The organism is Pseudomonas sp. LA5 (assembly GCF_028640825.1).
GTDB classification, from domain to species: domain Bacteria; phylum Pseudomonadota; class Gammaproteobacteria; order Pseudomonadales; family Pseudomonadaceae; genus Chryseomonas; species Chryseomonas aestiva.
The window spans coordinates 107,645-118,573 of the sequence record NZ_JAQYZY010000024.1; the positions used below are offsets into that span (position 1 = coordinate 107,645).

At 65.7% G+C, this 10,929-nt stretch carries 12 protein-coding genes; 9 read left to right on the forward strand and 3 right to left on the reverse strand.

The annotated features are described in order from the left end of the window. The first annotated feature begins 56 nt into the window (after nucleotides 1-56). Both PVZ72_RS05315 and PVZ72_RS05320 read left to right on the forward strand, forming a co-directional pair. Nucleotides 57-671, forward strand: a complete 615-nt coding sequence (locus tag PVZ72_RS05315) for a DUF4823 domain-containing protein (RefSeq protein WP_273861370.1) — start codon at nucleotides 57-59, stop codon at nucleotides 669-671. Nucleotides 672-682: 11 nt separating this feature from the next. Continuing rightward, nucleotides 683-1,243 (forward strand): DUF1285 domain-containing protein, encoded by a 561-nt coding sequence (locus PVZ72_RS05320; protein ID WP_273861371.1) that lies wholly within the window; start codon nucleotides 683-685, stop codon nucleotides 1,241-1,243. Between the two features lie 31 nt (nucleotides 1,244-1,274). On the opposite strand, the gene PVZ72_RS05325 is transcribed toward PVZ72_RS05320, so the two are convergent. After that, complete coding sequence (locus PVZ72_RS05325; RefSeq protein WP_187980018.1) at nucleotides 1,275-2,924, reverse strand: electron transfer flavoprotein-ubiquinone oxidoreductase; 1,650 nt, start codon at nucleotides 2,922-2,924, stop codon at nucleotides 1,275-1,277. A 292-nt stretch (nucleotides 2,925-3,216) separates the two neighbouring features. Here PVZ72_RS05325 and PVZ72_RS05330 point away from each other — a divergent pair, with 292 nt between their 5' ends. The 5 genes from PVZ72_RS05330 to PVZ72_RS05350 all read left to right on the forward strand — a co-directional run bounded on the left by PVZ72_RS05330 (nucleotide 3,217) and on the right by PVZ72_RS05350 (nucleotide 8,410). Further along, nucleotides 3,217-3,969, forward strand: coding sequence for an electron transfer flavoprotein subunit beta/FixA family protein (locus PVZ72_RS05330; RefSeq protein WP_133862694.1), 753 nt, complete (start codon nucleotides 3,217-3,219; stop codon nucleotides 3,967-3,969). After that, nucleotides 3,969-4,898 (forward strand): electron transfer flavoprotein subunit alpha/FixB family protein, encoded by a 930-nt coding sequence (locus tag PVZ72_RS05335; RefSeq protein ID WP_273861372.1) that lies wholly within the window; start codon nucleotides 3,969-3,971, stop codon nucleotides 4,896-4,898. The genes PVZ72_RS05330 and PVZ72_RS05335 overlap by 1 nt, the downstream gene beginning before the upstream one ends. A 217-nt stretch (nucleotides 4,899-5,115) precedes the next feature. Next, on the forward strand, nucleotides 5,116-6,549 hold the full coding sequence (locus tag PVZ72_RS05340) for an aminotransferase-like domain-containing protein (protein ID WP_133862696.1): 1,434 nt from the start codon (nucleotides 5,116-5,118) through the stop codon (nucleotides 6,547-6,549). 107 nt (nucleotides 6,550-6,656) lie between these two features. Next, nucleotides 6,657-7,187: a hypothetical protein gene (locus PVZ72_RS05345; RefSeq protein ID WP_273861373.1), complete on the forward strand. Its 531-nt coding sequence runs from the start codon at nucleotides 6,657-6,659 to the stop codon at nucleotides 7,185-7,187. 113 nt (nucleotides 7,188-7,300) lie between these two features. Beyond that, nucleotides 7,301-8,410: a Gfo/Idh/MocA family protein gene (locus tag PVZ72_RS05350; RefSeq protein ID WP_273861374.1), complete on the forward strand. Its 1,110-nt coding sequence runs from the start codon at nucleotides 7,301-7,303 to the stop codon at nucleotides 8,408-8,410. 61 nt (nucleotides 8,411-8,471) lie between these two features. Here PVZ72_RS05350 and PVZ72_RS05355 read toward each other — a convergent pair whose 3' ends face one another. Next, nucleotides 8,472-8,639 carry a DUF2897 family protein gene (locus PVZ72_RS05355; RefSeq protein WP_007160578.1) on the reverse strand — a complete coding sequence of 56 codons (168 nt, stop codon included), beginning with the start codon at nucleotides 8,637-8,639 and terminating at the stop codon, nucleotides 8,472-8,474. Nucleotides 8,640-8,687: 48 nt separating this feature from the next. Continuing rightward, the gene (locus PVZ72_RS05360; protein WP_187980015.1) at nucleotides 8,688-9,143 is read right to left on the reverse strand and encodes a multidrug/biocide efflux PACE transporter; all 456 of its coding nucleotides are present in this window, start codon (nucleotides 9,141-9,143) and stop codon (nucleotides 8,688-8,690) included. An 82-nt stretch (nucleotides 9,144-9,225) separates the two neighbouring features. On the opposite strand from PVZ72_RS05360, the gene PVZ72_RS05365 reads away from it, so the two are divergent. Together PVZ72_RS05365 and pyrF are read left to right on the forward strand one after the other, a co-directional pair. Next, entirely contained in the window at nucleotides 9,226-10,101 is an 876-nt protein-coding gene (locus tag PVZ72_RS05365) for a LysR family transcriptional regulator (RefSeq protein ID WP_273861375.1), read from the forward strand. A gap of 90 nt (nucleotides 10,102-10,191) precedes the next feature. Beyond that, entirely contained in the window at nucleotides 10,192-10,890 is a 699-nt protein-coding gene (gene pyrF, locus PVZ72_RS05370; RefSeq protein WP_187980013.1) for an orotidine-5'-phosphate decarboxylase, read from the forward strand. Nucleotides 10,891-10,929: the final 39 nt, after the last annotated feature.

The following is a 10,929-nucleotide window of genomic DNA, read 5'->3' on the forward strand; positions in this document are numbered from 1 at the left end:
AGCTGCTAAGGCCCCTGTATCGACGACAACTTGGCGCCGGACGGGGTCTGCTCTTCATGGTCAAACTGCGTTTTCTCTTCATTTCCGTGCTGCTGGCCTGCCTGGGTGGCTGCATGAACGTCAGCGACATGGCGTCCGGTGTCGAGTACCACCTGCGCGACGCGGGGCTGCTCGACTACAGCAGGACCCAGCGGCTGAACAACTTTCGGCTACAGGCCGACTCCTACATCTACATAGCCCAGGGAGCCTTCGTGCCTGCGGGCCATCCCTATGCCCGCCCGAATGTGGTTGCGGAAGAGGCCTTCAAAGGCTTTGTGGAATACTTCCCGCGGGTAAGGCGGGCAGACAAACCTGAGGGTTTCGACGAGGCCATGGCCAAGGCCCGGCAGCTCGGAGCCCACTATGTGCTCTATACCCGCTTCGCTGGCGCGGACGATCGCATCGGCACCTGGGAGGAATGGGAAGATCAGGACGACATCGGGAGGGTCGGGCGCGATCGCAGCGTCGTGCAGATGATGCTGGTGGAGACCGCTACCTTCCGCCTGGTGGACACGGCACGGATTCGCAGTCGTGGCGGCTTCCTGACGTTCTATGACGAGCGCCCGGAAGACCTGCTCGGGCCGGCGCTCAATGAATATGCCCAACGCCTACTCGGTTTGGGCTCCCGATAGAGGAGAAGGGCGTGACCCAGGTTGACGTGACGCGGAATCTGCTGGCGCAGCTGCCAGCCGCCGAGGACGGCAAGCTGCCGCCCGTGGAGCTCTGGCACCCGCCGTTCTGCGGCGACATCGACCTGCGCATCGCCCGGGACGGTACCTGGTATCACCAGGGCACGCCGATCACCCGCCCGGCCATGGTCCGGCTGTTCTCCACCATCCTGAGGCGCGATCCCGAGCGCTATGTACTGGTGACGCCGGTGGAGTGCGTGGGCATCCAGGTCGAGGATGTGCCCTTTCTGGCGGTGGATGTCGAATGGAGCGGCAGCGGCAGGGAGCAGGCCCTGGATTTCCTCACCAACGCCGGGGATCGAGTCGCCGCGGGCGCCCAGCACCCGCTGCGATTCGAAGAACAGGATGACCAGCCTGCACCTTATGTCCGGGTACGAGGCGGGCTGGAGGCGCGGCTCAATCGGGCGGTGTTCTATCGGCTGATGGAGAGGGTCGAGGAGGGCACCCACGAGGGCCGCTCCTGGCTCGGCCTCTGGAGTCGCGGCAGCTTCTTTCCCGTCGCGCCCGCTGAATAGCGAAAGGGCCCCGCAGGGCCCTTTTTTACGCTTACATGTTGGGGTAGTTGGGACCACCGCTGCCTTCCGGCGCTACCCAGGTGATGTTCTGCGCCGGGTCCTTGATGTCGCAGGTCTTGCAGTGGACGCAGTTCTGGGCATTGATCTGGAAGCGCGGCTCGCCGCCATCGCGGACCACCTCGTAGACCCCGGCCGGGCAGTAGCGCTGGGCGGGTTCATCGTACAGCGGCAGGTTCTGCGCGATGGGAATCGAGGGATCCCTGAGCTTCAGGTGAACCGGCTGGTCTTCCTCGTGGTTGGTGTTGGAGAGGAACACCGAGGACAGCTTGTCGAAGCTCAGCTTGCCATCCGGCTTGGGATAGCTGATGCGCGGCGCCTCGTCGGCCTTCTTCAGGCAGGTGTGGTCCATGCGCCGATCGTGCAGGGTGAAGGGCAGGGCGCCACCCAGCAGGTTGTGCTCGACGAAGGCGAAGGCCGGGCCCAGTAGCGGACCGAACTTGTGCATGGCCGGACCGAAGTTGCGGCTGGCGTGCAGCTCTTCCTGCACCCAGCTGCCCTTGAAGCCGTCGACGTAACCCTGGAGTTCGTCGCCTTCGCGACCGGCCGCCAGGGCGGCGACGATGGCGTCGGCGGCGAGCATGCCGGACTTCATGGCGGTGTGGCTGCCCTTGATCTTGGCCGGATTGAGGGTGCCCAGGTCGCAGCCGATCAGGGCGCCACCGGGGAAGACCATCTTCGGCAGGGAATTCAGGCCGCCCTTGACCAGGGCACGGGCGCCGTAGGAGACGCGCTTGCCGCCTTCCAGGTACTGGGCCACCACCGGGTGGTGCTTGTAGCGCTGGAATTCATCATAGGGCGAGAGGTGCGGATTGCTGTAGGCCAGGTCGACGATCAGGCCGACCACCACCTGGTTGTCTTCCAGGTGATAGAGGAAGGAACCGCCCGGGTTTTCCTTGTCCAGCGGCCAGCCGGAGGTGTGGATCACCAGACCCTGCTCGTGCTTGGCCGGATCGATCTCCCACAGCTCCTTGATGCCGATGCCGTAGTGCTGCGGATCGGCGCCTTCGCCGAGCTTGAATCTCTGGCCCAGCTGCTTGCCCAGATGGCCACGGCAGCCTTCGGCGAACAGGGTGTACTTGCCGCGCAGCTCCATGCCGGGGGTGTAGACCCCCTCCTTGGGCTGACCTTCGCGATCCACGCCCAGATCGCCGGTGATGATGCCGCGCACCACACCCTGCTCATCGATCAGCGGCTCCTGGGCCGCGAAGCCCGGATAGATCTCCACGCCCAGGGCTTCGGCCTGCTGGCCGAGCCAGCGGCAGAGATTGCCCAGGGAGATGATGTAGTTGCCTTCGTTGTGCATGGGCTTGGGCACGAAGAAATTCGGCACCTTGGTCGCCTGGTGATCATCCTTGAGCAGGTAGATGTCGTCGCGCTTGACCGGGGTGTTCAGGGGCGCGCCGAGTTCCTTCCAGTTGGGAAAGAGCTCGTCCAGGGCGCGGGGTTCGAAGACCGCGCCGGAGAGAATGTGGGCACCGACCTCGGAGCCTTTCTCGACCACGCAGACACTGATCTCCTGGCCGTTTTCGGCCGCCTGCTGCTTGAGGCGACAGGCCGCGGACAGGCCCGCGGGGCCGGCCCCGACGATCACCACGTCGAATTCCATGTATTCGCGTTCCACGGCTCACTCTCCTCAGGCAAAACTCACGATCTGGTTATTTATGTAGGGATGCAACAAAAGACTTCATTATATCCGGCGTGCTCCCTGGTACCCATTCAAACGTTTGTTTAAATTTTCTGCAAGCCTGTTAGACTCGGGAGTTACCAGCCCCTGACGGACTGTCGCGTTGACCCCTGCTGCCGTGGAGGTCAACATAAGAAGAATTTGCAACAAGCTTGGAGCGGCAGGGGTCGTGTCCAACGCAAGGTCGCCTTGGCGTCCTGTTTATTCACCAGAATAAATCGAGGGATTCATGAAGGTTCTCGTAGCTGTCAAACGCGTGGTGGACTACAACGTCAAGGTCCGCGTCAAGGCCGACCAGACCGGTGTCGACCTGGCCAACGTCAAGATGTCCATGAACCCCTTCTGCGAGATCGCCGTGGAAGAAGCGGTGCGCCTGAAGGAAAAGGGTATCGCCAGCGAGATCGTGGTCGTGACCGCGGGTCCCGCCCAGGCGCAGGAACAACTGCGTACCGCCCTGGCACTGGGCGCCGATCGCGCCGTGCTGATCGACACCGGTACCGCCGAGCTGTCGTCGCTGACCACCGCCAAGCTGCTCAAGGCCGTGGTGGACAAGGAACAGCCGCAGCTGGTGATCCTCGGCAAGCAGGCCATCGACAGCGACAACAACCAGACCGGCCAGATGCTGGCCGCTCTGACCGGCTTCGCCCAGGGCACCTTCGCCTCCAAGGTGGAGCAGGCCGCTGACGGCCTCAACGTGACCCGCGAGATCGATGGCGGTCTGCAGACCGTGGCGCTCAAGCTGCCGGCGGTGGTGACCACCGACCTGCGCCTCAACGAACCGCGCTACGCCTCGCTGCCCAACATCATGAAGGCCAAGAAGAAGCCGCTGGAAACCCTGACCCCGGATGCCCTGGGCGTGGCGGTGAAAGCCTCCTACGAGGTGGTCAAGGTGGAAGCCCCGGCGGGTCGTCAGGCGGGCATCAAGGTCAAGTCCGTGGCCGAGCTGGTCGAAAAACTCAAGAACGAAGCTAAGGTGATCTGATGGCCATTCTCGTCATTGCCGACCACGACAACGCCAACCTCTTCGGCGCTACCCTGAACACCGTTGCCGCGGCCCAGGCCATCGGCGGCGACATTCATGTGCTGGTCGCCGGGCAGAACGCCCAGCCGGTCGCCGACGCCGCCGCCAAGCTCGCCGGCGTCGGCAAGGTGCTGCTGGCCGACAACGCCGCCTACGCGCACCAGTTGCCGGAAAACGTCGCGCCGCTGGTGGTCGAGCTGGCCGCCAACTACAGCCACGTACTGGCCGCTGCCAGCACCAATGGCAAGAACTTCCTGCCGCGCGTCGCCGCGCTGCTGGACGTCGACCAGATCTCCGAGATCATCGCCGTCGAATCCGCCGACACCTTCAAGCGGCCGATCTATGCCGGCAACGCCATCGCCACCGTGCGCTCCACGGCGCCGGTCAAGGTGATCACCGTGCGCGCCACCGGTTTCGATCCGGTCGCCGCCGAGGGCGGTTCCGCCGCCATCGAAGCCGTGAGCCTGGTCAAGGATGCCGACATCTCCAGCTTTGTCGGCGAAGAGCTGGCCAAGTCCGACCGTCCCGAGCTGGGCGCCGCCAAGGTGGTGGTCTCCGGTGGTCGCGGTCTGCAGAACGGTGACAACTTCAAGATCCTCTACGCCCTGGCCGACAAGCTGGGCGCGGCGGTGGGTGCCTCGCGCGCTGCGGTGGACGCCGGCTTCGTGCCCAACGACATGCAGGTCGGCCAGACCGGCAAGATCGTCGCGCCGCAGCTGTACATCGCCGTCGGCATCTCCGGGGCCATCCAGCACCTGGCGGGCATGAAGGATTCCAAGGTGATCGTCGCCATCAATAAGGACGAGGAGGCGCCGATCTTCCAGGTGGCCGACTACGGCTTGGTGGGTGACCTGTTCGAATTGATCCCCGAGCTGGAAAAGGCCATCTGAGGCCCACCCCCGTGCAAGAGCCCGCCCTTTGGCGGGCTTTTTCATGGGCGCGGCAAGGCCTCTGGCAGAGCCCCTGACGTCAAGGCGGGGTGCGCCGGTTCCTTGTCGTTTTTGGACATTGCCGCCTCGGGAAGGGAAGGGTTAAGGTCAGGCCTAGCTGTACCGGTATACCTTCAGGGTAGCCTGCTACTGTTCCGCTTTCGTCCAGGAAGACGCCATGACCAATCTGTTGCTCTACCAGCGCATCGCCCAGCAACTGGCGAACGACATCCGCACGGGGGTCTACAAGCCCGGCGAACGGGTGCCTTCGGTGCGCAAGCTGAGTCAGCAGTTGGGCGTCAGCCATGCCAGCGTGCTGCAGGCCTATGCCACCCTGGAAGACCAGGGGCTGATCCGGGCCCGGCCGCAATCGGGCTTCTATGTGCACCAGACCCCGGCGCTGACCGCGCCGACGCCGGACATCGCCACGGTGGAGCGGCCCAGCCTGGTGACCCGCGCGGGCATCATCAACCAGGTGCTGGCGGAATCGCGGCGGGAAGGCGTGGTGCCCCTCGGCATGGCGGTCCCCCAGCCCGACTACCTGCCCTTGCGGGCCCTGCACCAGCAACTGTCCAAGGTGACCCGTTTCCAGGCCCGCGCGGCCTTTTCCTATCTGCACAGTCCGGGCTACGAGCCCCTGCGCCGCCAGGTGGCCATCCGCCTGCGCGATGCGGGGGTGGTGGTGGGTCCGGAAGAGGTGGTGATCACCCATGGCTGCGTGGATGCGCTGCAGATGTCGCTGCGGGTGCTGACCAAGCCGGGCGACCTGATCGCTACCGAATCGCCGTCCTACTACGGGCTGCTGCAGCTGGCCGAGGTGCTGGGCCTCAAGGTGATCGAGATCCCCTGCGATCCCGAGACCGGGCTCAGCGTGGAGGCGCTGCAGCTGGCCGCGAGCCAGTGGCCGGTCAAGGCCCTGGTGGTGGCCGCGCGGCTGAGCAATCCCCTGGGGGGCAGCATGCCGGAGGCGCGGCAGAAGCAGCTGCTCAGATTGGCGGCGGAGCGCAACATCGCCATCGTCGAAGACGACATCTATGGCGAGCTGACCTACGACAGCGGCTCCAAGGCGCTCAAGGCGCTCGACAAGCAGGGTCGGGTCATCTACTGCTCGAGCTTTTCCAAGACCCTTTCGCCCGGTGTCCGCATCGGCTGGGTGGTGGCCGGGCCCTACCAGGAAGACATCTGCCGCCTGCAGACCTTTACCACCCATTCCGCCTGCAGCGTGACCCAGATGGGGGTCTCCGCCTATCTGGAGAACGGCGGCTATGACCGCCACCTGCGGGCCATCCGCCAGGAATACCGACGCAACATGACCGCCTTCCAGCTGGCGATCCAGGAGCACTTTCCCGAGGGCACCCAGATGAGTCGGCCCAATGGCGGCTTCATCCTCTGGGTCAGCCTGCCGGTGCGGGTGGACACCCGCCTGCTGCACCAGCGTGCCCTGGATCAGGGGGTGAGCATCGCGCCGGGCATGATCTTCAGCAACACCGACCAGTTCAATCACTGCATCCGTCTCAATTGCGGTCTGCCCTGGGGGCGCGACGCTCAACGGGCGCTGATGATCCTCGGGCTGCTCGCCCGTCAGCTCTGCCAGGAAAGCCTGGCCGCCTAGCGGCACGCCTGGAACCCGCCACGGGGCAGCGGAGTCGGTTGTAGAGACTGCCCCCTGTCGCGCCTGGTGCCTCGCTCCGGGGGCGATATCCTGAGTGTGGTGAACCTATGCGTGGATACCTGGCAACGACGGTGCTGGCCGTGACCCTGCTGCTGGCGGGCTGCGATAGCGAGTCACCGCCCGCCACCGCCAAGGCGCCTTCGGCAGCGGCGCCAGCGCCAGAGGCGCCGACGTCATCGGTGGCAATCGAGCCCCAGGGCAGCGCCGCCGATCTGCGCGCCTACCGCCTGGACCCGCTCCCGACCAGGGCCTTCGTGCTGCCTGCACCGCCACCCAAGAAACAGGACCTGGCCAGGAACAGCCAGCTCAAGAAGCCTGCCGTGTCCAAGCCGGCGCCGGCTGTCACCCATCCGCTCGACCTCAGTGTACCCGGTGAAACGGCGGCGTCCCCGTCGGTGAGCGCTCGCCGCCTGGGCTCGGGCAAGGCCGACAACAACGTCGCCGAGGCGGGTCTGCTGCCCCAGCTGTTTCGCAAGGAAGGCGACCCCGGTCGTTTTGAACTCGGCGGTCGGGTGATCAGTCGCGATCGCAGCGACGACTTCGAAGGGGCGGAGGTCGAATTGCGCTTTCGGCGCTAGTCCGTGGCTGCCAGGTGGTCGGTGCAGAACATCGGCCCGGAACTTCATCGCCGCAACGCTTGCCGACAGTTCAGGTGGCGGACACAACGTCTGCCCGGATTCGGGAGCGTTCCATGTCCAGTGCGACAGGCAAGATTCGTTATGCGGTGGTAGGCGGTGGCTGGATTTCCCAGGGCGCCTTCATGCCCGGGGTCGGCCAGACCCGCAATTCCGAAATGACCGCCCTGGTCACCGGCGATCCCGTCAAGGCGCGGGATCTGGCCGCCAAGTACGGTCTCAAGAGCTATACCTACGAAGAATTCCCGGCGCTGCTGGCTTCTGGCGAGATTGATGCGATCTACCTGGCCACGCCCAATTTCCGCCATCTGGAATTCGCCGTACCGGCGTTGGACGCCGGCATTCACGTCCTGCTGGAAAAGCCCATGGCGATCAGCGAGGAAGAATGCCAGGCGATTAACGTGGCGGCTGAGCGCTCCGGAGCCAAGCTGATGATCGCCTATCGACTGCACTGCGAGCCGGGCACGGTGGAGATGATCGAGCGGGTGCGCAACGGCGAGATCGGCGATCCGCGCCTGTTTACCTCGACCTTCACCCAGCCGGTCGACACGGCCAACCACCGTGCCCAGAGCGGCTTCTGGGCCGGTCCCGTCACCGACATGGGGCCCTATCCACTCAACGCCGTGCGGGCGCTCTTTGGTGACGAGCCCATCGAGGTCAGTGCCGTCGGGGTGCAGACACCCGGGCGCGACATCACCACCTGGGATGCCGTGACCGTGACCTTGCGCTTTCCCGAAGAGCGGCTGGCGACGTTCTCCGTCAGCTTCAGCGGCCCCAACACCGAGCGCTTCCAGCTGGTGGGCCGCAAGGGCGCGATCGAGGCCTCGCCGTGCTTCGGTTTCGGCGAAGGCGTCGCCATTGGCTGTCGCCTGACGGTGGATGGGGAGACAGAAGAGTTCAAGGCGCCGGTGGTGGATCACTTCGGCGGTGAGACGGCCTATTTCTCCGATTGCATCCTCGAGGATCGTCAGCCGGAGATGGACGGGGAGGAGGGCTGGCGCGACGTGCGCGTGCTGGCGGCCATCGAGCGCGCTCTGCAGAGCGGTCAGCCGCAATCCCTGGAGCCGCTACCCAAGCGCCAGGGACCGACCCGCAAGCAGGTGCGCAGCCTGCCACTGGCGGAAGTGCCGGAATACGTCAACACCAAGGTCCCGCTGGAGTCCTGAGACTATGAAGCCCTGCCGCACGAGACGCGGCAGGGCTTCGTCTGGACAACCCGGAGCGCCATCAGCGGTCCTGGGCCTCCTTGGCATCCATCTCGGCATTGCGCTGCCGGATCTTGGTTTTCTGTTCGTCGGTCAAGGGCACCTTGCGCGCCGTGTCCTTGAGCATGAGCAGGCTGCCGACCACCGAGCCGATGGCAACCAGCAGGATCAACCAGGCATACCAGGGCATCTTTCTTCTCCTTGAATGGCTATATCGCTTCGACCACGGGATAGGCTGTCAGTGCGCCCGGCAGCTCGCATTCGTGCGCCTGACCCAGGCGGCGTAACCCAGGTCGTAGAGCCAGTTGAACGCCAGGGTATAGGGCAGGAAGAACAGGATCAGTCCCAGGTCCAGCAGCAGCGCCTGCCAGAGACCGATGGACAGCCACCAGGCGGCCAGGGGCACCAGCACAACGATTAATCCCCCTTCGAAGCCGAGGGCGTGCAGCAGCCGCACACCCAGGCCACGGGTGAAGCCCAGGCGCTCCTGCAGTCGATCGAAGCCCAGGTTGAAGACCAGATTCCAGAGCATGGCGATAGCGGAAAAGGCCGCGGTGAGCAGGCCCATGTGCCCTAGGGAGCGATCCAGCAGCCAGGCCAGGGTCGGGGTGGCGAGCAGCACCGCGAGGCCTTCGAAAAGCAGGGCATGCAGCACGCGAGCACTCGCAGGACGCTGGGTGAGCGGAATGGACATGAGACGACTCCACAATGGACAGGCCCTTAGTCTCATCGGTTAAGCTGGGGAGATCAAAATGGAATCCATAGGCTGAGCCGATATGTATCCCAATGCCGAAGCCCTCGAGGCCTTCGTCGAGGCAGCCGCGACAGGCTCCTTCAGTGCGGCGGCCCGGGTGTTGGGCAAGCGGCAGTCCAGTATCAGCGAGAGCATCGCCCGGCTGGAGGACGAATTGGGGGTGCCGCTGTTCGATCGCCAGGGCCGCTACCCGGTGCTGACGGCTGCCGGCGAGCAACTGCTCGACCAGGCCCGCGCCGTACTCTCGGCCCATGACCGCCTGGCCAATCGCGCCACCCAGCTCGCGGCCGGGGTGGAGCCGCGCCTGACCCTGGTGATTTCCGATACCTACCAGCCCACCCGCTATGAGGCGCTCCTGGCCGAGCTGGACCAGCGCTATCCGGATCTCGAATTCGAATGCCTGATCGCCGAAGACGCCGATGTGCTCAACCTGGTACAGGGGCGGGCGGACCTGGGCTTGCTGGCGGGTCAGCCGCCTTATCCGGCGGACATCGAGGCGGCAACCCTGGATGGCCTGGTGACCTTTGGCCTGTACGTGGCTGCCGATCACCCGCTGGCGGCGCTGGAAAGGGTCACACCCGCCGACCTGGCGCCCTATCGCCTGCTGCGCCTGAGCACCGTGACCGAAGCCTCCCAGCAGGTCAGTCGCCTGCCGGACACCCGCGGTCGCTGCTGGTCGGCGCCCGACTATCTGCTGCTGCTGGACATGGCGGTGCAGGGGTTCGGCTGGGCCGAGCTGCCGCTGTGGCTGGTGGCGACCTTCGGCCAGGGACGGCTGGTGGAACTGGCCGTTCCCGGCTGGCCGCAGCGGGTAGCGGTGGATGTGGTCTGGTCGCGGCGGCGGCCACTGGGTCCGGCGGGCAACTGGCTGCGCGAGCGATTACTCAGGCCGAGTTGAAGGAGGGGAGCGCATGCCGACAGCGGCCAAGTGCCGGGGCGGCGCTTTTCTGCGAAAATGCCGGCCTTTGCCGTTTTGCCGAGAGCTCCCATGTCCGCCTGCCAGTCCCCCATCATCGTCGCCCTGGATTTCCCTTCGTCGTCCGCCGCCCTGGCGCTGGCCGACCGCCTCGACCCCGCCACCTGTCGGGTCAAGGTCGGCAAGGAGCTGTTCACCGCCAGCGCCGCCGGCGTGGTGGAAGCCTTGCGCACGCGCGGCTTCGAAGTCTTCCTCGACCTGAAATTCCACGACATTCCCAATACCACCGCCATGGCGGTCAAGGCCGCGGCGGAGATGGGCGTCTGGATGGTCAATGTCCACTGCTCGGGCGGCCTGCGCATGATGACCGCCTGCCGCGAGACCCTGGAGGCCATGAGCGGTCCCAAGCCGCTGCTGATCGGTGTCACCGTGCTGACCAGCATGGAGCGCGAGGACCTGGCCGACATCGGCCTGGACGTGGATCCCCAGGAGCAGGTCCTGCGCCTGGCCGGTCTGGCCGCTCGCGCCGGCCTGGACGGGCTGGTCTGCTCGGCCCAGGAGGCCTCGGCGCTCAAGGCCGCGCAGCCGGCGCTGCAACTGGTCACCCCCGGCATCCGTCCGGCCGGCAGTGCCCTGGACGACCAGCGCCGCATCCTCACCCCGCGCGAAGCCCTGGATGCCGGCTCCGACTACCTGGTGATCGGCCGGCCCATCGCCCGCGCCGCCGATCCGGCCCGCGCCGTGGAAGAGATCCTCGCCACCCTGAAATAAGCGGTAAACCTCCGGGACGGCGGTCGCCGGCAAAAGGTG